Source organism: Pseudomonas reidholzensis (assembly GCF_900536025.1).
GTDB classification, from domain to species: Bacteria; Pseudomonadota; Gammaproteobacteria; order Pseudomonadales; family Pseudomonadaceae; genus Aquipseudomonas; species Aquipseudomonas reidholzensis.
In genome coordinates this window covers 1-21,457 of sequence record NZ_UNOZ01000027.1, presented here as the reverse complement: position 1 = coordinate 21,457, position 21,457 = coordinate 1, and the positions used below count along the sequence as shown (strand labels likewise).

The window sequence follows — 21,457 nt, the reverse complement described above, 5'->3', positions numbered from 1 at the left end:
GCCATGCCTGCCACCGCCACCAGCCCCTGGTACAAGCACCTCTGGCCCTGGATCATCATCGGCATCCTGACCACTTCAGTGTGCCTGAGCCTGACCATGGTCAGCATTGCCGTGCGCAACCCGGACAACCTGGTCAACGACAACTACTACGAGGCCGGTAAAGGCATCAACCGCTCGCTGGATCGCGAACTGCTGGCCCAGACCCTCGGCCTCAAGGCGCGGATTATGCTCGACGAGCTGACCGGCGAAGTCGAGCTGCGCCTGACCGGCAACAGCGACCCGCAGACCCTTGAGCTGAACCTGATTTCGCCGACCCAGCCCGACAAGGACCGCAAGGTGCCGTTGGCGCGCAGCGAGCCAGGGCGCTATGTCGGCCAGCTGGAGGACAAGGTCGACGGCCGGCGCTTCGTCGAGCTGCTCGGCAGCCAGGACGGCCAGGTGTGGCGTCTGTTCGAGGAAGAAAAGGTCGAGCACGGCGTGACCCTGGAGCTCGGTGACGAGGCTCTGCAAGGGGCTGAACATCACGAACCGTAAGCCACGCCTCGGTACTTGTGGGAGCGGGTTCACCCGCGAAGAAACCAGCGCGGTGAATGGCAAGGGCTTCGCCCTTGTTCGCGGGCAAACCCGCTCCCACAGAGCTCAGCGAATTGCCTAAGGCGCGAAATCCATGACCCACCCCACCCCTTGCTACCACTGCGCCCTGCCCGTCCCCGCCGGCAGCCGCTTCAGCGCCGTGGTCCTCGGCGAACCGCGGGCCTTCTGCTGCCCCGGCTGCCAGGCGGTGGCCGAGTCGATCGTCGCCGGCGGCCTGGAGCACTACTACCAGCACCGTAGCGAAACCAGCGCCAACCCCGAAGCCCTGCCGCGCCAGCTGCAGGACGAACTGGCGCTGTATGACCGCGTCGACGTGCAACAGCGCTTCGTGCGCCACCAGGACAACCTCGCCGAAGCCGTGCTGATGATCGAGGGCATCAGTTGCGCCGCCTGTGGCTGGCTGATCGAAAAGCACCTGCGCGCAATCGCGGGTGTCGCCGATGCGCGCCTGAACCTCTCCAACCACCGCCTGCTGCTGAGCTGGGACGACCAGCAACTGCCGCTCTCGACGCTGCTCGCCGAACTGCGCCATATCGGCTACGTCGGCCACCCGTATCAACCGGACCAGGCCGCCGAGCAACTGGCCGAAGAAAACCGCAGCGCCCTGCGCCGGCTTGGCGTCGCCGGGCTGCTGTGGTTCCAGGCGATGATGGCGACCATGGCCACCTGGCCGGAATTCAACATCGACCTCAGCCCCGAGCTGCACACCATCCTGCGCTGGGTCGCGCTGTTTCTCACCACACCGATCGTGTTCTACAGCTGCGCGCCCCTGTTCAAGGGCGCCGCCCGCGACCTGCGCACCCGCCACCTGACCATGGACGTGTCGGTGTCGCTGGCCATCGCCCTGGCTTACTGCGCCGGGATCTGGACCGCGATCACCGGCCATGGCGAGCTGTACTTCGACACTGTCGGCATGTTTGCACTGTTCCTCCTGACCGGCCGCTACCTCGAGCGACGCGCCCGCGAACGCACGGCCGCCGCCACCGCGCAGTTGGTCAACCTGCTGCCAGGCTCGTGCCTGCGGCTGGACGCCGAGGGGCGCAGCGAGCGCATCCTGCTGGCCGAACTGCAGCAAGGTGATCGGGTGCAGGTACTGCCCGGCGCGGTGATCCCGGCCGACGGGCGAATTCTCGAAGGCCGCTCGAGCATCGATGAGTCGCTGCTGACCGGCGAGTACCTGCCCCTCGCGCGGCGCGTCGGTGACCGCGTCACCGGCGGCACGCTCAACGTCGAGAGCAGCCTCACCGTCGAGGTCGAGGCACTGGGCCAGGCCTCGCGCCTGTCGGCGATCGTGCGCCTGCTGGAACGGGCCCAGGCGGAGAAGCCGCGCCTGGCGCAGATCGCCGACCGCGCCGCGCAGTGGTTCCTGTTCTTCAGCCTGGTCGCGGCCGCGGCGATTGGCCTGCTGTGGTGGCAGCTGGATGCCGCGCGGGCGTTCTGGATCGTCCTCGCCATGCTGGTCGCGACCTGCCCCTGCGCGCTGTCGCTGGCCACCCCGACAGCACTCACCGCGGCTACCGGCACGCTGCACAAGCTCGGCCTGCTGGTCACCCGCGGGCATGTGCTCGAAGGCCTCAACCAGATCGACACGGTGATCTTCGACAAGACCGGCACCCTCACCGAGGGCCGCCTGGCCCTGCGCAGCGTACGGCCGCTGGGTGCGCTCGGCGCCGACCGCTGCCTGGCACTCGCCGCGGCCCTCGAGAACCGCTCCGAACACCCCATCGCGCGCGCCTTCGGCCGTACCGCGCAGCCCGCCGAGGAGGTCCAGAACGTGCCCGGCCTGGGCCTGCAAGGGCAGGTCGACGGCGAGCGCCTGCGCATCGGCCAGGCCAGCTTCGTCTGCGCCCTGAGTGGCGCCGAAGTGCCGCCCGTGCCCGAACCCCGCGGCCAGTGGCTGCTGCTCGGTGACCGGCAAGGCCCGCTGGCCTGGTTTGGCCTGGACGATCGCCTGCGCGACGACGCCAAGGCGCTGCTCGACGCCTGCCGGGCGCGCGGCTGGCGCACCCTGCTGCTGTCCGGCGACAGCTCGCCGATGGTCGCCGAAGTGGCGGCGCAACTGGGCATCGACCAGGCCGTTGGCGGCCTCCTGCCGGACGACAAGCTGGCCCGCCTGCGCGCGCTGCAGGCCGAGGGGCGCAAGGTGCTGATGCTCGGTGACGGGGTCAACGATGTACCGGTGCTGGCCGCCGCCGACATCAGCATCGCCATGGGCTCGGCCACCGACCTGGCCAAGACCAGCGCCGACGCCGTACTCCTGTGCAACCGCCTGCAGGCGTTGGCGCAGGCCTTCGACCTGGCCCGCCGAACCCGGCGCGTCATCCTTGAAAACCTGCTCTGGGCGACGTTGTACAATAGCCTCATGCTGCCTTTCGCCGCGCTGGGCTGGATCACCCCGGTGTGGGCGGCCATCGGCATGTCGGTCAGCTCGTTGATCGTGGTCCTCAATGCCCTGCGCCTGACCCGGCTGCACGGCGCGGCCGCATCGCCGGGCAAGCCCGCGCCCACCCAGCCCTCGCTGGCGTGAGACACTACCTGGGCTCGCCCCGCGACCGCCGATAGCATAGGAAGACACCATGCCCGCCCTCTACATCATGATCCCCGCAGCCCTGCTGATCGTCGGTGTGGCCGTGTACATCTTCTTCTGGGCGGTGGACAGCGGCCAGTACGACGACCTCGACAGCCCCGCGCACAGCATCCTGTTCGACGAGCAGGACCCCAACCACCAGGCCGCGGTCAAGCACGACAGCACCCGGCCCGCCGACGAGGACAGCACCCCTCGTGGCTGAGCTGCTCCCCCTGCTCGGCTCCGCGCTGGTACTTGGCCTGCTGGGCGGCGGCCACTGCCTGGGCATGTGCGGCGGCCTGATGGGCGCACTGACCCTGGCCATCCCGCAGGAGCAACGCGCCCGGCGCCTGCGCCTGTTGCTGGCTTACAACCTGGGGCGGATTCTCAGCTATGCCAGCGCTGGCCTGCTGGTCGGCCTGGCCGGCTGGGCCGTGGCCAGCAGCCCGGCCGCGCAGGCCTTGCGGGTGGTGGCGGCGTTGCTGCTGATCGCCATGGGCCTGTACCTGGCGGGCTGGTGGAGCGGCCTGACCCGTGTCGAGGCGCTGGGGCGGGGCTTGTGGCGGCATATTCAACCGCTGGCTACGCGCTTGTTGCCAGTGTCCAGCGTGCCACGGGCGTTGCTGCTGGGCGCGCTGTGGGGCTGGCTGCCGTGCGGGTTGGTGTACAGCACCTTGCTGTGGGCGGCGAGCCAGGGTAATGCCGGGCACAGTGCCGCGCTGATGATCGCCTTTGGGCTGGGGACCTGGCCGGTGTTGCTGGCCACTGGATTGGCGGCAGAGCGGGTAAACCGCGTGCTGCGCAAACGCAGCGTGCGCGTCGCTGGTGGCGTGCTGGTGATGCTGTTTGGCCTGTGGACCCTGCCCGGGCCGCATCAGCACTGGCTCATGGGGCATTGAGCAGCTGCAAGCCATAAGCTGCAAGCTACAAGTAGAAATGCCAGCGCACCTCTTGCGGCTTGCGGCTTGCAGCTGCCCTTTGATGCAAATCAACACCGATTATTACCGACGCCCATAGACTCCGGACACTGCTGCTCCTATCCGGGGACTACCCTCATGCTCGACGACCTCCGTTGGGATGCCGACCTGATTCGCCGCTACGACCTGGCCGGCCCGCGTTACACCTCCTACCCGACCGCGGTGCAACTGCACGGCGAAGTGGGTTCGTTCGACCTGCTGCATGCCCTGCGCGAGAGCCGCCGGGCGCTGCGGCCGCTGTCGCTGTACGTGCACGTGCCGTTCTGCGCGAACATCTGCTACTACTGTGCCTGCAACAAAGTCATCACCAAGGACCGCGCCCGCGCCCAGCCCTACCTGCAGCGCCTGGAGCAGGAGATCCAGCTGATCGCCTGCCACCTCGACCCCAAGCAACGCGTCGAGCAGCTGCATTTCGGTGGCGGCACGCCGACCTTTCTCAGCCATGTAGAACTGCGCCAGCTGATGGCCTGCCTGCGCCAGCACTTCAACCTGCTCGACGACGACTCCGGCGACTACGGCATCGAAATCGACCCGCGCGAAGCCGACTGGTCGACCATGGGCCTGCTGCGCGAGCTGGGCTTCAACCGGCTCAGCCTCGGCGTGCAGGACCTCGACCCGCTGGTGCAGCGTGCAGTCAACCGCCTGCAGAGCCTGGAGCAGACCCGCACGCTGGTCGAGGCGGCGCGCACGCTGCAGTTCCGCTCGGTCAACCTCGACCTGATCTACGGCCTGCCCAAGCAGACCCCGGAGGGCTTCGCGCGCACTGTCGACGAAGTCATCCGGCTGCAGCCCGACCGCCTTTCGGTGTTCAACTACGCCCACCTGCCCGAGCGCTTCATGCCCCAGCGGCGCATCGACAGCCACGACCTGCCGGCCCCGGCAGCCAAGCTGGAGATGCTCCAGGCGACCATCGAGCAACTGACCGCCGCCGGCTACCGCTACATCGGCATGGACCACTTCGCCCTGCCCGACGACGAGCTGGCCATCGCCCAGGAAGAAGGCACCCTGCAGCGCAATTTCCAGGGCTACACCACCCATGGCCACTGCGACCTGATCGGCCTCGGGGTGTCGGCGGTCAGCCAGATCGGCGACCTCTATTGCCAGAACAGCAGCGACCTCAACACCTACAAGGAGACCCTTTCCAGCGCCCAGCTGGCGACCCAGCGCGGGCTGCTGTGCAACCAGGACGACCGCCTGCGGCGCGCGGTGATCCAGCAGCTGATCTGCCATTTCGAGCTGCAGTTCGAGCAGATCGAGCGGCAGTTCACCGTCGATTTTCGCGGCTATTTCAACGCCCAGTGGCCTGCGCTGCAGGCCATGCACCACGACGGCCTGATCCACCTCGACAGCAAGGGCATCACGGTGTTGCCGGCGGGCCGGCTGCTGGTGAGGCCGGTGTGCATGGTCTTCGACGCGTACCTGGCCCAGCACGATCGCCAGCGATTTTCGCGGGTGATCTGAGCCACAACGAGACGATCAACCGCATGGACATCCCTGTTTGACGGGCACACTATTGGCCGGTGACGGGCCGCCGCACACCCCTGCGGCGGCCCGGCCAGCACGCACGCAAAACGCGCGCGCTGGCCTCCAACCTACGCCGTCGGTTATCCTTACGGCTTATGTGTGTTTTCCCACAAGGATCGATTGAAATGTCCGAGCCAGTCAAACTGCGCCCACACGGTCAGGCCCATTGCAAGGATTGCAGCCTGGCCCCGCTGTGCCTGCCCCTGTCACTCAACCTCGAGGACATGGACGCACTGGATGAAATCGTCAAACGCGGTCGCCCACTGAAGAAGGGCGAATTCCTGTTCCGCCAGGGTGACGATTTCGGCTCGGTTTACGCAGTACGCTCCGGCGCCCTGAAGACCTTCAGCCTGAGCGACAGCGGCGAAGAACAGATCACCGGCTTCCACCTGCCCAGCGAGCTGGTCGGTTTGTCCGGCATGGACACCGAGTCGTATCCGGTGTCGGCCCAGGCGCAGGAGACCACCTCGGTCTGCGAGATCCCCTTCGAGCGCCTCGACGAGCTGTCGGTACAGCTGCCACAGCTGCGCCGCCAGCTGATGCGGGTGATGAGCCGGGAGATCCGTGACGACCAGCAGATGATGCTGCTGCTGTCGAAGAAGACCGCCGACGAGCGCATCGCTACCTTCCTGGTCAACCTTTCCGCGCGCTTCCGTGCGCGTGGTTACTCGGCCAACCAATTCCGCCTGAGCATGTCGCGCAACGAGATCGGCAACTACCTGGGCCTGGCGGTGGAAACCGTGTCGCGGGTGTTCACGCGCTTCCAGCAGAACGGCCTGATCAGCGCCGAGGGCAAGGAAGTGCACATCCTCGACCCGATCCAGCTGTGCGCACTGGCCGGCGGCGCGATGGACGCCTGAATGGCACTCCGGGGTATACTTGCCGCTTGGTTTTACAGGATACCCCTTACATGCACAGCGACACCTTCGACCTCAAAGCCCTGATCCGCCCGGTGATCGACTTCCCCAAGCCGGGCGTGATCTTCCGTGACATCACCCCGTTGTTCCAGTCGCCGCGCGGCCTGCGCTACGTGGCCGACCAGTTCATCGAGCGGTATGTCGAGGCCGAGTTCAGCCATATCGGCGCGATGGACGCACGCGGCTTTCTGATCGGCTCGATCATCGCCCACCAACTGAACAAGCCGCTGATCCTGTTCCGCAAGCAGGGCAAGCTGCCGGCCGACGTGCTCAGCGAGGGTTACCAGACCGAATACGGCGAGGCCTTCCTGGAAGTGCATGCCGACAGCATCTGCGAAGGTGATTCGGTATTGATCTTCGATGACCTGATCGCCACCGGCGGCACCCTGCTGGCCGCGACCAACCTGGTGCGCCGCACCGGTGCCCAGGTGTTCGAGGCAGCGGCAATCATCGACCTCCCCGAGCTGGAAGGCTCGCGTCGCCTGCAGGACGCCGGCGTGCCGACCTTCTGCCTGACCGAGTTTTCGCTGAGCGAATACTGAAGATCGAGCCCGTTCCTGCGCTAATGGCGTGGGAACGGGCTTGACCCACAGGATTTGTGCTGGACTCAGAATCCGGGCATTGCAGGGACCCTGTGGGAGCGGGCTTGCCCCGCGAAGAGGTCCTGTGGGCTTACAGCGAAATCGGCCGACGCCCGGCAAAGGCGTGTGCCAAGGTCCCGCCATCCACCAGCTCCAGCTCCCCGCCCAACGGCACACCATGGGCAATACGCGAAGCCACCAGCCCTTTCTCATTGAGCAACTGCGCGATGTAATGCGCCGTCGCCTCGCCTTCCACCGTCGGGTTGGTCGCCAGGATCACTTCGGTGAAACTGCCCTGCTCTTCGATCCGCGCCATCAACTGCGGAATCCCGATCGCCTCCGGCCCCAGCCCGTCCAGCGGCGACAGATGCCCCTTCAACACGAAGAAGCGCCCGCGGTAACCGGTCTGCTCCACCGCATACACATCCATCGGCCCTTCCACCACGCACAGTTGCGTGTCATCCCGGCGGGTATCGGCACACAGCGGGCACAGCTCCTGCTCGGTCAGGCTCCGGCACTGGCGGCAATGGCCAACGCCTTCCATGGCCTGGGTCAGGCTCTGGGCCAGGCGCAGGCCGCCGCTGCGATCGCGCTCGAGCAGCTGCAGCGCCATGCGCTGGGCGGTTTTCTGGCCGACGCCGGGCAAGATGCGCAGCGAGTCGATCAGTTGGCGGATGAGGGGGCTGAAGCTCATGGGAAAGGCCTGACAGATCAATGAGAGGCGGTTTATACCGGCCAGGGCAGGCAGCGTCAAATCAGCGACCCGTTGCTGCGGTTGACCCACGCGCGCCTGCCGGCGTTCACATGCCTGGCAGCGGGCTTTGGCGCAGGCGAAAAAAAACGCCCGGTGCGAACACCGAGCGTTTTTGCGGCGACCTGGCCGTGTAAGGCAGGTCACCGACCCGTGCCGATCAGAACGGCATCTTGAAGCCTGGCGGCAGTTGCATGCCGGCCGTCATGCCACCCATCTTGTCCTGGCTGTTCTGCTCGACCTTGCGCACGGCGTCGTTGACGGCGGCGGCGATCAGGTCTTCGAGCACTTCCTTGTCTTCCTGCATCAGGCTGTCGTCCAGGCTGATGCGCTTGACGTCATGACGCCCGGTCATCACTACGCTGACCAGACCCGCGCCGGATTGGCCGGTCACTTCAGCGTTGGCCAGCTCTTCCTGCATCTTGGCCATTTTTTCCTGCATCTGCTGCGCCTGCTTCATCAGGCCGGCCATGCCACCTTTCATCATGGGGTACACCTCGATTGGGTCATGTGATGCGGCCCGGCACACTGCCGGCCACACGGATATCGGTTTATTGCGCCTGGCTGACCAGGGGCTCTACAGGTTCAATAGTATCCTGCCGCACGGTCGCGCCGAACTGGCGGATCATCTGCTGGATGAGCGGATCCTGTTCGATCGACACTTCAGCTTCGTGCTGGCGCTCGGAGCGCTTGCGCGAAGCGGCCTGGGCCGGCGTTTCCTGCTCGGGGCGGATCAGCTCGATGCGCAACTGCAAGGTGCGCCCCAGGTGCTGGTTGAGCGCATCGTTGAGGCGCCGTTGCTGGGTCGAGTTGAACAGCGCGCCTTGCGCCGGGTCCAGGTGCAGCAGCCAGTCATCGCCCTCGGCGCTGATCAGCGTACAGTTCGCGGCGATGTTGCCTGTCATCCCTGAGACTGGCAACTGTGGGCATAATTCCAGCCATTGCAGGGCGAGGCCGGTGGCCGGCTTCAACGCCGGCAGCGGCTCGGGCACGACGACCGGCTCGGGCTCGTGGACATGCTCGGCCAGCTCGTCCAGGTAGCTGAAGCCAGCCGGGTCGGACTCCGGTGCGTAATAGTCTTCGTCCAGCGGCGGCTCGTCGTCGCGGTCCATGCCGACCGAATCGTAGGCGGACGGGTCGAACGGCGGCGCGTCATCGCTCGGCGGCGCAGCGTGCGGCTCAGCGGCCGGCACCGCTGCCGGTGGCTGGGCCACGGGCTGGGCGGCGGGCACTGGCGCGGCAGGCTCTTCCCACGGCAGGTCGATGACCGCTTCAGCAACGGGCTCAGGCGCGGGCGCGGCGATCTGCACCTCAGGCTCGGGAGCGACCTCGACGACTTCGGGCGCGGCAGCTGGCTCGACCACGGCAGGCTCGGCCACGACCGGCGCGGCAATCGGCGCCACCGCCTCGACGGGTGGCTGGGAAGCGACGGGCGGGGCAACTGCCGCCGCCACTGCCACCGGCTTTGTAGAATCAGCTGTGGCCTGGCTGATCCCCACCGGCTTTAGTACCGGCTTCGGTGCATCGTCGTTGTCTGCGGGCCGGAAGGCCAGCATGCGCAGCAGGACCATCTCGAAGCCACCGCGTGGGTCCGGCGCCAGCGGCAGATCGCGCCGGCCGATCAGGCCCATCTGGTAATAGAACTGCACGTCTTCGGCCGGCAGTGCCGCGGCCAGGCTGAGCACCCGGTCACGGTCGCCCTGGCCGTTGTCGACCGCCTCAGGCAAGGCCTGGGCAATCGCCACACGGTGCAGCACGTTGAGCATTTCGGCGAGCACGCCGCTCCAGTCCGGGCCCTGCTCGGCCAGATCACGCACGGCCTCCAGCAGCGCCCGCGCATCGCCCTCGAGCAACGCCTGCAGCACGCCGTAGACCTGGCCGTGGTCGAGGGTGCCGAGCATCGCCCGCACATCCGCGGCCAGCACCTTGCCTTCGCCAAAGGCGATGGCCTGGTCGGTCAGGCTCATGGCGTCGCGCATCGAGCCGTCGGCGGCGCGGCCGAGCAGCCACAGGGCATCGTCTTCGAACGGCACGTTCTCGGCACCGAGCACATGGCTGAGGTGCTCGACCACCCGCTCCGGGCTCATGTTCTTCAGCGAGAACTGCAGGCAGCGCGAGAGGATGGTCGCCGGCAGCTTCTGCGGGTCGGTGGTGGCGAGGATGAACTTGACGTAGGGCGGCGGCTCTTCGAGGGTTTTCAGCAAGGCGTTGAACGAGTGCGTCGAGAGCATGTGCACTTCGTCGATCAGGTAGACCTTGAAGCGCCCACGGCTCGGTGCGTACTGGACGTTGTCGAGCAGCTCGCGGGTGTCTTCGACCTTGGTCCGGCTGGCGGCGTCGATCTCGATCAGGTCGACGAAGCGCCCCTCGTCGATCTCCCGGCACACCGAGCAGGTGCCGCAGGGCGTGGAGGTGATGCCGGTTTCGCAGTTCAGGCACTTGGCGATGATCCGCGCGATGGTGGTCTTGCCGACCCCGCGGGTGCCGGTAAACAGGTAGGCGTGATGCAGCCGCTGGTTGTCCAGGGCGTTGATCAAAGCCTTGAGCACATGGGTCTGGCCGACCATTTCGCGGAACGAGCGCGGACGCCATTTACGTGCAAGAACCTGATAACTCATCAAAAAACCATCGCAAACTGAACCAGCGGAAGATCGCTAATGCTAGCGGAGCGGGGCCGAAATTGCACTCGACCAATCTCGTCTACGCTAAGGAACGCATGCTTGGGCGCTAATCAGGGAGGACTGGACGTGCGGCATATCCTGGCGGGCCTGTTGTTGTGCGCCACTCACAGCCTCGCGGCGCAGCCGGTGCTGCGCTTCTCGGTTGCCGAAAGCTGGAGCATGCCGTTGATCCGCCTGGAGGGCGACCAGCCGGTCGAAGGCATCCTCTACGACCTGATGCAGGCCGCCGCGCGCGAAGCCGGGGTACGCCCGGAGTACCACGTGATGGCCCGCCTGCGCTTGCAGCAGGCCATGGAAGGCGGCGATATCGACGTGCGCTGTTACGTGGCCACACAGTGGCTGATAGACCGCCCAGGCGACTATATCTGGAGCGTGCCGCTGATCCACCAGCGCGATCTGCTGGTCAGCCACCCCGGCGACCCGCCCCGCCTCAACCCCGAGCAGGTGCCCGCGCAGGCCATCGGCACGGTGCTCGGCTACAGCTATCCCTCGCTCGATTCGCTGTTCAGCGCCGGCCGGCTACGCCGCGAAGACAGCCGCAACCAACAACTCGCCCTGCAGAAGCTGCGCGCCGGCCGCTATCAATACGCGGTGAGCAACCAGTTGTCGTTGAACTGGTTCAATCGCCAACTGCCCCCCGAGCAACGCCTGCGGCCGCAAAAAGTGCTGGAGGAGCAGACCCTGGGCTGCATGGTGCGCAGCGATCCGGGGGTGCCGACACAGGCGTTGCTCCGGGCGCTGGTGCGGCTCAAGGAGTCGGGGGAGATCGAGCGGATTCTGCAGCGTTATGCCAGCCCGGATGCGTCGGCGGGGGTCGTTAGCGGGTCAGGCCAGTGACAGCACCAAGGCACTGAGATAGAGCCCGAGCCCGAATATGCAGTGGGTGGCCAGACTGCGCAGGCAGTTTTTAAGCGGGGTCGGTGTCTTCGAAGCAAAGAACCCCGCGCCCATCGCCGGTTGCATCAGGCACAGCGGCGCGAGCGCCGAGCAGAGGCCGAACAGCAGCGCTGGGATGAGGGTCGGCGCCAACAGCCAGCCCTGCCCTGCCAGCGTGATCAGCGATGCTGCGAATACCAGGCCGATCAGGTAATGCAGGATCCACCCCCAGGCCAGCTCATGCCTGACCGGGTCAGCCTTGCCGATTGCCTGATGGCAAACGCGCCCGTTCAGCAGGTGTCCGGCCCAGCGGCCGAGCATGGCGTAGTTCAGCGTGGTCACGCCCAGGCGCTTGAGCAGTTGGGTCCACAGGTCCATGACAAGGGTGGCACCGATGCCAATCAGCACGATGGAGAGGATCAAGGAGGTGGTGGTCATGGCAAAGCCTCTGGCGGATTGACGAAAAAGCCCAATGCCGCGCAGCATAGAAGTTGAAGTCAACTTCAAGTCAAGGGGTCGAGAATGGACATTGCCGATGTTGCCAAACGCACGGGCGTGCCGGCTTCGACGCTGCGTTACTACCAGAAGATCGGGTTACTCAGGTCGCTGGCGGGGCCGGGCCAGCGGCGACAGTTTGCGGCGGACGTAGCGGATCGGCTGGCGCTGATTGCGCTGGGGCAAGCGGCGGGGTTTTCACTGGATGAGGTGGGAGCGATGCTGGTGGATCTGCAGGTGGATCGGCAGATGCTGATGGCCAAGGCTGAGGAGATCGATGCCAAGGTGAAGCGGCTGCAGGCGATGAGCAAAGGGCTGCGGCATGCGGCGGCGTGTCCGGAGGAGGATCATCTGGCGTGTCCGACGTTTCAGCGGTTGATGAAGCTATCTGCGGCGGGGGGCCTGGCGGCTGAGCGGGGGCGGACGGGGAAGTAGCGAACAGCGGACATTTCGATCACTTACACAGTTAAGGGCATGAGGGCTGCCAGGCGCATGCCACAGGCGTTTCTAGCGTCCTTGAGATCGAGCGCCGCCCGCGCGGCGCATCGCGGGCAAGCCCGCTCCTACATTTGTTGCAACGCGCCACGGCCTGATAGACCGAGGTTTTAGCCTTGTTTATAAGACAACAATCTTGAGCCGGCCCTGATGGCCTCTCACCAGGCTTTCGTCATGCACCAGGGCTGGCAACGCCTCTTTCACAGGCCATGGCACGTTGCAGCAAATGTAGGAGCGGGCTTGCCCGCGATGCGCCGCGCGGGCGGCGCTCGATCTTGAGGGCGCTAGAAAAGCCTGTGGCATGCGCCTGGCGGCCATAATGCGATCAAGAGCCCACACCTTCAACACTCTCGCCTTGCAGGCACCCACACCGCCCTCCAGCCGTAGGACATTTCTGAACCTGAAACCAATTGCTTCAGATCGCCAAGCCTTCGGAACTATCCTACGCACCTTGCCGAACCTTCGCTGTTGTCGGGGAAATGCCTCAGAGATACCGTCCTTGGGTCGCCATTTTCAGGTGACCGGGTGTGAGAACCCGAGAAGAGTAAGATGGCAAGCCGTTATGGCAGCGGTGCGCGGGCAGACCCAGGTCTGGCCGGTCTTCCTTATTCTTCCGGTTTCTCACCCCGCGTACGGCTGCCACCTTTGATCCGTGAGAAAGATCGCTCGTGGCGCCTCCTTGAGCAGAATAAGGATCGCTACCATGAAAAAGATCGTACCCGACCCACCCCAGCCACCCCACTTCTACGCCCCGCCCCTGACAGAGCAAGCATCCACCCTGCTGCAATCCCGCCAAGGAGCACAGTGATGAGCGACGACACCGAAACCAACGTCACAGTAGGCGTAGAGACCTTCTTCGAGGCCGGCGACAAGCCCTGCCACATCTTCCGGGTCATGCCCGGCGTCCCCTTTGAACATGCCTATGAGCAGGTGTCTGTCCTACTCGGCTACATCAAGCACCTGGTGCGCGAGGGCGATATGGAAGATGACCACAAGTTTCTGGGAGCTGCCGATTACCTGAGCGCGTTTGCCAAGGCGATCATGGACGACATCGAGATTGCCCGGAACAGGTTGCACTGACCGCAGGGCCCAATCGCGGGACAAGCAGCAACACACCCTGCCCTTCAGGCAGACCGCAGATCGAATTCGGGAGAGGTAACAATGAAGCTGAAGCAGGACAGCCGGTAGATTTTCCGACCCCTGAAATGGAGGCGGCCCCACCAGCCACACCCCGGCACACGATGTTCCCGCTGTGGCTGCTTCCTTCCGGATCTGACCAGGTCGCATGCAAGCATGCACGGGAATCAATGCGGACCTTATGGGGCAAGGGTTTCAGGCTGATTGGGTAGTTCGCCGCCCTCCCGTGCAGACATCCAGCACGGGCGCTCAAAGCTTGGGGTGTGACCAGAATTGTTCCACTCAATTGGTCCACTCTACTGGTCCACTCTGGTGTTAATTCATGGCCTACATCGTCCGCCGCCAGTCCGTTTACTACCTCAACCTTCGACTGCCAAAGCACCTGTTTCCCAACCGGCACACACTTCGAATTTCTCTGCGTGTACGTGAACGTCAGGCAGCCCTCTTCCTCGCCTCTTCCTTAGCTCAGCAGGTGAACAGCCACCTGAGGGAACACCCGTTAACAGCTCCTGAGACGCTGCGTGCACTATGTGGGCAGTGGCGTGAGGCGACACCCCAACCTTCCGTCCCGACTGCACCACGGGCGGCTTCAGCAGCGATACATAAGCCGATAGTTGAAGGCCCAGCCCTGGCCACCCTCTCCAAGCTGTATGTAGAAGAAGGGAAGCGTGGAGGTACATGGCGGCAAGGCAGCACCGATGACGTTGAGCGTGCCCTAGCTGACCTGTTCGAGCTGATGGGTGATATGCCTGCTGCTGCGTTCGATGCTCATCAAGCTCGCCTACTAAAGGAACGCCTTAGCCGCTGCCCCCAGTACTTTGGCTTACGCCCCGAGTTCAAGGGTAAGACCCTGAAGCAAGTGGTCGAGTCAGGCAGCACCTACAAGACCATTACCGCCGTCACGGTGAACAATCGGCTGCGTAAGCTCACAGCATTCCTCAACTGGTGCAAGGTGAACAGGTACGTTACTGAAAACCCTTTGGCGGGCATGAAGGTAATGACTGGTTCAGCAAAGGAAGCTCGACTGTCATTTGATCGCCACGATCTAGTGGCCCTGCTGGACCATGAAGCCTTGCGAAAGGAAGCCGTCAAACATCAGTGGCGATTTTGGTTACCACTTCTGGGTCGATACACAGGGGCACGCTTGGAAGAACTTTGCCAGCTACGGCTTGATGATTTCATCGAGCAACAAGGTATCCAGTGCTTCCGTATTGATGACAGTTGTGAAGGCCAGAATCTTAAGAACACAGGTAGTCGGCGTGTGCTCCCAATCCACCCTACCCTTATCGACCTGGGGTTGTTACAGCATGTTGAAGCAGTCAAGGCGGCCGGTGCTTATCACCTGTTCCCTGATCTGGAAGCAGTACGTGGGAAGCTGGGCCACGCTCCATCTAAATGGTTTAGCAGGTACAAGACGAAGCTTACCATCACTGACACCCGAAAGACCTTTCACAGCTTTCGCCACACGTTCATTGATGACCTTCGTGATGCAGCGATACAAGATTCATTAATCAAGCGCATGGTTGGACACGAGGACAGTTCAGTAACTTTTGGTATCTATGGCAGTCGGACGCCGATAGCGGCTATGCGGGAAGCTTTATTATCTATCAAATGACACAACATAAGCCCTAGAGGTTGAAATAAATTGTAGATAACGCATGTAACGTATTGACAAATAAGAATCATTAGTGATATAATTTACGTATGTTAAGGAGATTAAAGCTTAGTGCTTTTCAGGGTTGCACAACCTTCCTCTTAATATTCTCTTACACCGCTCACCGGTGTTGCTGAACAACTGTAGTTCATGGCCTTTCCTTTCTGATCTACGGTTGTTCCTGCCACTGTGGTTCTCACCATGGTGGTACACATTTCTCCTTTTTCCTCTCGTTCACTTCACTGTGGCGAGAGGTTCTATTTGTCTTCAATAATTCAATTCGTCGTAAAACGACTATCCAATCACATGGAGGATATCTTATGTCTGAAGAACGTACATGTTTAAATTGCAATACACCACTGATCAATCGCCGTAGTCACGCTAAGGTGTGCTCAGACAAATGTCGAGTAAAAAGGTGGCGAGCACTTAAGGAACAATCAGTGCTGATCCCCTTTCGTATGTCTATTGTTAACCATACTGATTTGTTCTTGAAGGCGTATGCTGCCAATCTGAGTATAGATTTTTACCTTAACAAACTGGTGAGCAATCACCTTACCTGCAACCCATAAAAAGGAACTGAGAATGACGAATAATGAGATTCACCAGCATCTGAAATACTACAAATCACTTCGCATGGCAGCCTGTGCCACTGGTAACCGCAGCGAGTCACAACGTTGCAGCGATATCCTAGAACTATTGTCTTCACACGTAACGGGGGGTGCCCGTTATGAACGCTGATTCATTCATCAAGGGAATGCAACGAGCAAACGCTAATCGCAAACAACGGCAGACCAAGCAACAGGCAAACACTGTAACCGGTAAGCCAGTGGTAGTTGAACCATCACCAGCAGTCATCGCCTCACCGGATTTTGATCTAGAAGCTTTCCGCTTAGATATCATTCGAAAGGCGATTGCCAAAATCATGATTAACAAACAAAGGAAATGAACAAATGACAGAGAAGATTAAGATAAATGGTATTCCTCCGCAATATGACGAATCTGAGCTTGAACGGCGTGTTGCTGATTGGGTTAAGGTGTATAAGCAGACGGAACAGTCGATGGAGTTGGTTAGTGCGAGCCTAGGTCATGAGTTCCTACAACTTGTAATCGACAAAGCAAACCAAGGCTATACAATCACTCAAACCAAACGCCTGAATCATGCTCAGTTGTACCATTCGACCTACATGGTTAAGCCACCGGCAATGCAGGAAGAAGACATTGCCAAAATTCGAATTGAGCAGAAAGAGAAGTACGTTGCCCACCTGCAAGCTGAACATGCACGATATCAGGATATGCTTCGCCAACAACTGATTCAGGCTGCTGAGGAAAAAGAGCGTAAGGCAGCAGAAACCGCAAAGGCAAAGCAGATGGCGGCGATTGAGAAACAAGTCAGTGAGTGTTACACACCACTCAGTATCCCTGAATAATCACCAGTTCGATCTGGGGGTCAATTACAGTGAAAATAACAGAATGCTTCCTACTGGTTAATCTGGTAGGAAGCTTTTTTATGTCTAAAGGAATGTGGTTTTACACCGATAAACATTGGGGATTACCGATCAGGTGATTAAGCATAACCAACGTTCGCTCCGAAAGCTTCGTAGTTCTCAACGGATGCAACGGATTGATCTAGGTTGATTGCAGAATGTCATGATTAATGCTCCTGTGACTCTCTCCGGTTTGATTATGAGGGTTTTCTTGCGTTGGGCATGGAAAGTAATGGGTAGCCGCTAAAGCCTCTGTATGGGTCTGATATCGCGTTAGTGAATCCTTGCTGAGAATGGAGATACGACACTAATCTAATACCGTTTTTCGCTAAATCGTCAGCATCGCCTACCAATTTGAATTAGATTGAAAATCTTTATTGCACCGGTCAACCCTACGCCGTATAATCCCTGCCCTTAAATTCAGCATGCCAACCTCCACGCGACCACTTCATTTCAGAAAGGGTGCCTCGCAGGAGGACTTGTCGTGCCTGCGATTTGAGCAGTTACACCACTACACACATGGCACCACCCGAGAGGAATGCCTATGCAAAAGAACTGAAAAGGAGAATGAAGAATGCTTACTAATGAAGAACTATCAAAACTGAATGCTCGGTTTGAGAACAATGCAAACGCCCTAATTTCTGCGCGTCAAGCTGGCAGCATTAAGGCTGAGCGGTCAGCTACTGGTAGCGACTACGAAAAATTGGCAAACCCTTTTGCAGGGTACATTGTCTGTCCGATGTATCCAATTGACAATGCATCCAAGGACTTCACTCTATATCCGAAGTGGTGTCTTGATGTTGTCGAGGGTGTTGCTAGATTGAACTGGTATCGCCCTGAAGGTGATCAGCGTCCATTGTCGGTTAAGAAGATTCTGCTGATACTGCAAACATGTAAGCAGGTCGACAAATACACCATTGGTGAGATGTTCGGATTTGATTCGCGGCAAGCTGAACGTTATGTTCAAGCCGTCCGCATCATCATTCCGCAACTTGAAAAGGTTGTACCTGATGGTTTGAAAGTGAAAATCAAAAGTTGCACGCCATTATTTGAGAAGTCTTCCCAGATTGTCGGGATCGCGTCTAGTGTTGACCTGACTGACGATGTGCCAGATGTTCTTGATTGGAAACAACACAAGGCCGTGTGGCTTGACAAACTACATCGTGACTATGAAATTGTTTTTACCGAGTACAACACTCGTGAATTCTATGAGGCTGACAGGCTGGAAATCCTATCAGAAGCTACCGTGCGTTACCCGGTGAGGGAGCCGGTTGTTGTTGAAGTGCTGAGGGTTGAGCATCCAATGCAAGCCAAAGCCCTTGAGCTGATCCGGGGCGGTCTGTCCGTGGCCAAGGTAGCACGGGAGACTGGCGTTCACAGGAACACCGTCAGCAAGTGGAAAAAGGCAGCTTGAAAAGTGCACACCTAAGTGCGTCGCATTATATTTAAGGGGAACCCGATCTAGGGGGAACCGAAAATATAACCGCTTTTCTTCTGTGGAGATTGTCCACAGGGCATGCTTTCTTCAGGGTATTCACCCTGCATTGATACTCTGAGAATTTGGAAAGGAGAGGATGGGTAAACCATCCATAACTAGAGATAATTACTCATAGCTTCGCTATGAATATTGCTTTCCTGTACTGAGTACAGAAGACAGATCAAGAGCTTGGTAGGCTATTTGCCTCCCTATTGAAGAGCATTCACTCACTTTGTTCGCTCACCTGCGGACACTGAATGTATACAGAGTGTTGTCTATCGCTAGTCAATCGATGATCGCTGCTTTGTCTTGTCTGGTTACCAGACGAACATAACCTTGAAAACCATCATGCCTCACCGTCTACGGTGAATATGGTTATCCCTAGATCATTCGTGAGGTAGTGAGGAACGAACCTACAAACACCGTATCATCATGTTCACCGATGACGGTGAAGAGTATTCGCCATCACCTCTTGACGCCCCCCCCTTTTTGATCTTCCTCGAATCACGATTTTGAATCGCAGGTTGTTACAACATCCAATCCTCATGCTGACGATGATCGCATTGTCACTATCAAAGGACTCTACTTGTCTGATAGTTCGATAGCTGGTGATAAGACGCTATCAAATAACTATTGCCGATGGCTATCCGATAGCGTTATCATAGGTCTATCAAATCGCTAGCTAAAGGATATCAGCATGAACGCACATCTCTACTTGAGAGCATCGACCAAGGACCAAGATGCAAACCGTGCAAAGGTAGCATTGGACTCATTTGCCGATGACAAGGGATTGAACATCGTTGACGTGTACGCTGAGAACATCAGTGGAACCAAGCTGAACCGACCAGAGTTGATGAGACTGTTGGACACTGCCGAAAGTGGTGACGTGTTATTGGTGGAGTCTGTAGATCGTCTGAGTCGTTTGGCACAAGCTGACTGGGAGAAGCTCAAGATAATGATCAAGGAGAAAGGTTTGCGTCTGGTGATTGCAGACCTACCCACCAGTCACATGATGGTGAAGGACAAAGGTATCACCGGGCAGATCATGGATGTGATCAACGACATGCTGATCGAACTGATGCAAACCATGGCACGTCTTGATCAAGACAAACGTGTTGAACGAATCAACCAAGGTTTGGCAAACAAACGTGCTGCTGAACCTGGGTGGAAACCAGCAGGCAAAGGGAAGAATGCCGCGTTGTGGGAGCAAGTGAAGTCGCTGATGACAAAGCATCCAAGTATGTCTGCTGACCAGCTTGCCAAGCTCGCTGAATGCGGTGTTGCAACTGTATACCGGATCAAGCGAGAGCTAGCCTGATAAACATAGGGCAACGATAAGTGCTATGAACTGAAGAGAGCAGGGATTAGTGACTAACAAAGAAATGGTTCATCATTACACGACTGAAAAACACCACCTGCCTTTGATCCTTGCATCAAGGGCTTTACTCCCAAGCAACGCAGGTGCCGAGAATGAACCTCCATTATTATGGTTCTCAAAAGCTCAGTTTTGGGAAAAAACTGCAACTAAGATGGTGCAGGGTGAACACGGTCTACGATTACTAACTTTTTCTGAGCAATTGGCTAAATTTGGCTGTGTCCGCTTTTCTCTCGCGAGTGATGATCCCCGCCTGATGAATTGGGTCAGTGCTTGCAGGTACGCCGGCATTACTAGTACCGTCCGCCGAAAACTGGAGACCGAGGGCAAGAAACGAGGCGGTTCGCCCATTGATTGGTTTGCAATCTCAGGAGCTATACAGCTTACTGAGGTGAGGCTACAACGATATGATGGCTCTCAATGGGTGAACAGTACGTCGCCTGATGCTGGCACTTGATCTGTCATTCATTAAATCCGCATAAGACCAGCCCATACAGGGCTTTATAGACTTACCTTGTAGGGGTTGGATGGGGATGCATCAAGCGCCTCGCTATGGGCTTAGTGACGGGGCTTCCTGGTGCTACCTCCGTTACTGAACGCCTTTTCTGTTTAAAGTATGTCAGCACGCAGGTCTAAGCTGATAAGCAGACCTTTCATAATTTCGTGGCAATCCTTCTCGGGCATGTCTGTTGTAATGCTAATCAAGCCAATGCTGTTTCTTTTTACTATGCAGCCAACATCCTCAAAGTGAGATGCAGTGTCTATATACAGCGCCTCAAGCCTCTGCTCTTGCTCATCAATAGAGAGATCGTCACGCATTGGATTGGTTAGGGTTGGCCCTTGGTAGTAGGGTCTGTAGCTGTAGGTTTTCATATATCGCCATTGAAAGTTAGATTCAGGCTGAGTCTATCCGGACGCAATATTTTATGCAATTGTATTAATTTTCTCGAAATATGATTCACATGAGAAGTGACTAGGAGTATTAAGAAGAACCTCGCTCATACTGACTGACGCCCAATCGTATGGTATAATGGCAGTTTGCCATACTTAAAAATAGGTGACGGTCGTGAATGTTAGCTTAGGGAAGGTGAAAACGTGGGTGTTGATTGGTGGTCTATCTGCCATGGCTGCTCTGGCAGGGTGCAAGCCTAAAGAAGGCGTATACACTGAGGACGTTAAAGGAGGCGGTTTAGCTGTTTATGTGGATGGCACACAGCTGCCTAATTATTGGGAAGGTATGCCGTATACCATCTGGTATGATCAAGCAGCCCGCGTGGACATTGACAAGGCTAACGTCTTCATTGAGCACAAGGAGGCCGAGTGGAAAGCTCTTGCAGAGCGAACAAACAGTGAGCCTCTGAAAGCCTTCCCTTATGAACACCTCAGAGTTGCCAAGGCATACAAGCTTCAAGGAGGACCAGAGGGATATCCTGTGGCTAAGGCTGGCTGGCAGGTGAGGGCTATGGTGTGGGAGTGCGCTCACACTGACTCTAAGGCTGGCATTGATACACCGAGCTATCTCTCATGCGACAACTATAAAAGTTATGAGTATGCCGTGGATAGGTTGAAAGACCTCCCTTAAAGGGCACTATATCCTCACTCTATAGGTAGGATGGGAAAATGCATTCAATCGCCTCGCTATGAGCTTCCTACAAGCTTGTGGCGGGGCGTTCTTGTTTGTACTCGCCAGTAGTCACCATCGGATTCGATTTTTATAAAAATGATTCCATATGCGCAAGCTACGGACAGGTTAGGCAGGTTCGATCAATCTCAGTGTCGGATTCTGACTGTGGACCGTTCCCGGCTTGACTCGAAAGCCAGATTTGAAATTGCGGGGGGGGGGGGGGGGGGGGGAAAAACTTTTTCGGAAAAA

Annotated in this window: 22 protein-coding genes; 17 read left to right on the top strand and 5 right to left on the bottom strand. The window is 59.2% G+C overall.

The genetic code is table 11. The annotated features are described in order from the left end of the window. Positions 1 to 3: 3 nt before the first annotated feature. The 7 genes from CCOS865_RS17365 (at position 4) to CCOS865_RS17330 (ending at position 7,120) form a co-directional block, all read left to right on the top strand. On the top strand, positions 4 to 534 hold the full coding sequence (locus tag CCOS865_RS17365; protein WP_119143041.1) for a FixH family protein: 531 nt from the start codon (positions 4 to 6) through the stop codon (positions 532 to 534). Positions 535 to 667: 133 nt separating this feature from the next. Continuing rightward, positions 668 to 3,121 (top strand): heavy metal translocating P-type ATPase, encoded by a 2,454-nt coding sequence (locus tag CCOS865_RS17355; protein ID WP_119143039.1) that lies wholly within the window; start codon positions 668 to 670, stop codon positions 3,119 to 3,121. 49 nt (positions 3,122 to 3,170) lie between these two features. Next, a complete protein-coding gene (gene ccoS / locus CCOS865_RS17350) occupies positions 3,171 to 3,383 on the top strand; it encodes a cbb3-type cytochrome oxidase assembly protein CcoS (protein ID WP_119143037.1) in 213 nt (70 codons plus the stop codon). Continuing rightward, positions 3,376 to 4,059, top strand: coding sequence for a sulfite exporter TauE/SafE family protein (locus CCOS865_RS17345; RefSeq protein ID WP_119143035.1), 684 nt, complete (start codon positions 3,376 to 3,378; stop codon positions 4,057 to 4,059). The genes ccoS and CCOS865_RS17345 overlap by 8 nt, the downstream gene beginning before the upstream one ends. 156 nt (positions 4,060 to 4,215) lie before the next feature. Then, positions 4,216 to 5,598 (top strand): oxygen-independent coproporphyrinogen III oxidase, encoded by a 1,383-nt coding sequence (gene hemN, locus CCOS865_RS17340; protein WP_119143033.1) that lies wholly within the window; start codon positions 4,216 to 4,218, stop codon positions 5,596 to 5,598. A gap of 188 nt (positions 5,599 to 5,786) precedes the next feature. After that, a complete protein-coding gene (gene fnrA, locus CCOS865_RS17335) occupies positions 5,787 to 6,521 on the top strand; it encodes a Crp/Fnr family transcriptional regulator FnrA (protein ID WP_119143031.1) in 735 nt (244 codons plus the stop codon). Positions 6,522 to 6,571: 50 nt separating this feature from the next. Then, the gene (locus CCOS865_RS17330) at positions 6,572 to 7,120 is read left to right on the top strand and encodes an adenine phosphoribosyltransferase (RefSeq protein ID WP_119143029.1); all 549 of its coding nucleotides are present in this window, start codon (positions 6,572 to 6,574) and stop codon (positions 7,118 to 7,120) included. A 130-nt stretch (positions 7,121 to 7,250) separates the two neighbouring features. On the opposite strand, the gene recR is transcribed toward CCOS865_RS17330, so the two are convergent. The 3 genes from recR to dnaX form a co-directional block, all read right to left on the bottom strand. Next, positions 7,251 to 7,853: a recombination mediator RecR gene (gene recR, locus CCOS865_RS17325; protein WP_119143027.1), complete on the bottom strand. Its 603-nt coding sequence runs from the start codon at positions 7,851 to 7,853 to the stop codon at positions 7,251 to 7,253. A 217-nt stretch (positions 7,854 to 8,070) separates the two neighbouring features. Beyond that, positions 8,071 to 8,397 carry a YbaB/EbfC family nucleoid-associated protein gene (locus CCOS865_RS17320; protein WP_119143025.1) on the bottom strand — a complete coding sequence of 109 codons (327 nt, stop codon included), beginning with the start codon at positions 8,395 to 8,397 and terminating at the stop codon, positions 8,071 to 8,073. Positions 8,398 to 8,461: 64 nt separating this feature from the next. Then, a complete protein-coding gene (gene dnaX, locus CCOS865_RS17315; protein WP_119143023.1) occupies positions 8,462 to 10,528 on the bottom strand; it encodes a DNA polymerase III subunit gamma/tau in 2,067 nt (688 codons plus the stop codon). Positions 10,529 to 10,657: 129 nt separating this feature from the next. Between dnaX and CCOS865_RS17310 the strand changes: the two genes are divergently transcribed. Beyond that, positions 10,658 to 11,428: a substrate-binding periplasmic protein gene (locus CCOS865_RS17310; protein ID WP_119143021.1), complete on the top strand. Its 771-nt coding sequence runs from the start codon at positions 10,658 to 10,660 to the stop codon at positions 11,426 to 11,428. Here CCOS865_RS17310 and CCOS865_RS17305 read toward each other — a convergent pair. After that, on the bottom strand, positions 11,417 to 11,905 hold the full coding sequence (locus CCOS865_RS17305; RefSeq protein WP_119143019.1) for a DUF2938 domain-containing protein: 489 nt from the start codon (positions 11,903 to 11,905) through the stop codon (positions 11,417 to 11,419). The two genes, CCOS865_RS17310 and CCOS865_RS17305, sit on opposite strands and share 12 nt — an antisense overlap. 84 nt (positions 11,906 to 11,989) lie before the next feature. Here CCOS865_RS17305 and CCOS865_RS17300 point away from each other — a divergent pair, with 84 nt between their 5' ends. The 8 genes from CCOS865_RS17300 to CCOS865_RS28060 all read left to right on the top strand — a co-directional run bounded on the left by CCOS865_RS17300 (position 11,990) and on the right by CCOS865_RS28060 (position 20,041). After that, positions 11,990 to 12,397 carry a helix-turn-helix domain-containing protein gene (locus tag CCOS865_RS17300; RefSeq protein ID WP_119143017.1) on the top strand — a complete coding sequence of 136 codons (408 nt, stop codon included), beginning with the start codon at positions 11,990 to 11,992 and terminating at the stop codon, positions 12,395 to 12,397. Positions 12,398 to 13,264: 867 nt separating this feature from the next. Next, complete coding sequence (locus CCOS865_RS17295; RefSeq protein ID WP_119143015.1) at positions 13,265 to 13,537, top strand: DUF3077 domain-containing protein; 273 nt, start codon at positions 13,265 to 13,267, stop codon at positions 13,535 to 13,537. Positions 13,538 to 13,916: 379 nt separating this feature from the next. Continuing rightward, complete coding sequence (locus tag CCOS865_RS17290) at positions 13,917 to 15,209, top strand: site-specific integrase (RefSeq protein WP_119143013.1); 1,293 nt, start codon at positions 13,917 to 13,919, stop codon at positions 15,207 to 15,209. Between the two features lie 766 nt (positions 15,210 to 15,975). Next, entirely contained in the window at positions 15,976 to 16,194 is a 219-nt protein-coding gene (locus CCOS865_RS28065) for a hypothetical protein (RefSeq protein ID WP_147406523.1), read from the top strand. Positions 16,195 to 16,198: 4 nt separating this feature from the next. Then, the gene (locus CCOS865_RS17285; protein WP_119143011.1) at positions 16,199 to 16,675 is read left to right on the top strand and encodes a hypothetical protein; all 477 of its coding nucleotides are present in this window, start codon (positions 16,199 to 16,201) and stop codon (positions 16,673 to 16,675) included. A gap of 631 nt (positions 16,676 to 17,306) precedes the next feature. After that, on the top strand, positions 17,307 to 18,146 hold the full coding sequence (locus CCOS865_RS17280) for a helix-turn-helix domain-containing protein (protein ID WP_119143009.1): 840 nt from the start codon (positions 17,307 to 17,309) through the stop codon (positions 18,144 to 18,146). Positions 18,147 to 18,906: 760 nt separating this feature from the next. Continuing rightward, positions 18,907 to 19,527 (top strand): recombinase family protein, encoded by a 621-nt coding sequence (locus CCOS865_RS17275; protein ID WP_119143007.1) that lies wholly within the window; start codon positions 18,907 to 18,909, stop codon positions 19,525 to 19,527. 49 nt (positions 19,528 to 19,576) lie between these two features. Continuing rightward, a complete protein-coding gene (locus CCOS865_RS28060; protein WP_147406522.1) occupies positions 19,577 to 20,041 on the top strand; it encodes a hypothetical protein in 465 nt (154 codons plus the stop codon). 152 nt (positions 20,042 to 20,193) lie between these two features. Here CCOS865_RS28060 and CCOS865_RS17270 read toward each other — a convergent pair whose 3' ends face one another. Continuing rightward, positions 20,194 to 20,457, bottom strand: coding sequence for a hypothetical protein (locus tag CCOS865_RS17270; protein WP_119143005.1), 264 nt, complete (start codon positions 20,455 to 20,457; stop codon positions 20,194 to 20,196). 193 nt (positions 20,458 to 20,650) lie between these two features. Here CCOS865_RS17270 and CCOS865_RS17265 point away from each other — a divergent pair, with 193 nt between their 5' ends. Continuing rightward, positions 20,651 to 21,166, top strand: a complete 516-nt coding sequence (locus tag CCOS865_RS17265; protein ID WP_147406521.1) for a hypothetical protein — start codon at positions 20,651 to 20,653, stop codon at positions 21,164 to 21,166. The last annotated feature ends 291 nt before the right edge of the window (positions 21,167 to 21,457 follow it).

Excerpts from the sequence above, each read along its gene's own strand:
- CCOS865_RS17320 (WP_119143025.1), bottom strand. The coding sequence starts at position 8,397 with ATGATGAAAGGTGGCATGGCCGGCCTGATGAAGCAGGCGCAGCAGATG.
- CCOS865_RS17285 (WP_119143011.1), top strand. The coding sequence starts at position 16,199 with ATGACAGAGAAGATTAAGATAAATGGTATTCCTCCGCAATATGACGAA.
- recR (WP_119143027.1), bottom strand. The coding sequence starts at position 7,853 with ATGAGCTTCAGCCCCCTCATCCGCCAACTGATCGACTCGCTGCGCATC.
- dnaX (WP_119143023.1), bottom strand. The coding sequence starts at position 10,528 with ATGAGTTATCAGGTTCTTGCACGTAAATGGCGTCCGCGCTCGTTCCGC.
- ccoS (WP_119143037.1), top strand. The coding sequence starts at position 3,171 with ATGCCCGCCCTCTACATCATGATCCCCGCAGCCCTGCTGATCGTCGGT.
- CCOS865_RS17280 (WP_119143009.1), top strand. The coding sequence starts at position 17,307 with ATGCTTACTAATGAAGAACTATCAAAACTGAATGCTCGGTTTGAGAAC.
- CCOS865_RS17355 (WP_119143039.1), top strand. The coding sequence starts at position 668 with ATGACCCACCCCACCCCTTGCTACCACTGCGCCCTGCCCGTCCCCGCC.
- CCOS865_RS17290 (WP_119143013.1), top strand. The coding sequence starts at position 13,917 with ATGGCCTACATCGTCCGCCGCCAGTCCGTTTACTACCTCAACCTTCGA.
- CCOS865_RS17300 (WP_119143017.1), top strand. The coding sequence starts at position 11,990 with ATGGACATTGCCGATGTTGCCAAACGCACGGGCGTGCCGGCTTCGACG.
- CCOS865_RS17365 (WP_119143041.1), top strand. The coding sequence starts at position 4 with ATGCCTGCCACCGCCACCAGCCCCTGGTACAAGCACCTCTGGCCCTGG.
- CCOS865_RS17305 (WP_119143019.1), bottom strand. The coding sequence starts at position 11,905 with ATGACCACCACCTCCTTGATCCTCTCCATCGTGCTGATTGGCATCGGT.
- CCOS865_RS17295 (WP_119143015.1), top strand. The coding sequence starts at position 13,265 with ATGAGCGACGACACCGAAACCAACGTCACAGTAGGCGTAGAGACCTTC.
- CCOS865_RS17330 (WP_119143029.1), top strand. The coding sequence starts at position 6,572 with ATGCACAGCGACACCTTCGACCTCAAAGCCCTGATCCGCCCGGTGATC.
- CCOS865_RS28065 (WP_147406523.1), top strand. The coding sequence starts at position 15,976 with ATGAACGCTGATTCATTCATCAAGGGAATGCAACGAGCAAACGCTAAT.
- hemN (WP_119143033.1), top strand. The coding sequence starts at position 4,216 with ATGCTCGACGACCTCCGTTGGGATGCCGACCTGATTCGCCGCTACGAC.
- fnrA (WP_119143031.1), top strand. The coding sequence starts at position 5,787 with ATGTCCGAGCCAGTCAAACTGCGCCCACACGGTCAGGCCCATTGCAAG.
- CCOS865_RS17275 (WP_119143007.1), top strand. The coding sequence starts at position 18,907 with ATGAACGCACATCTCTACTTGAGAGCATCGACCAAGGACCAAGATGCA.
- CCOS865_RS17270 (WP_119143005.1), bottom strand. The coding sequence starts at position 20,457 with ATGAAAACCTACAGCTACAGACCCTACTACCAAGGGCCAACCCTAACC.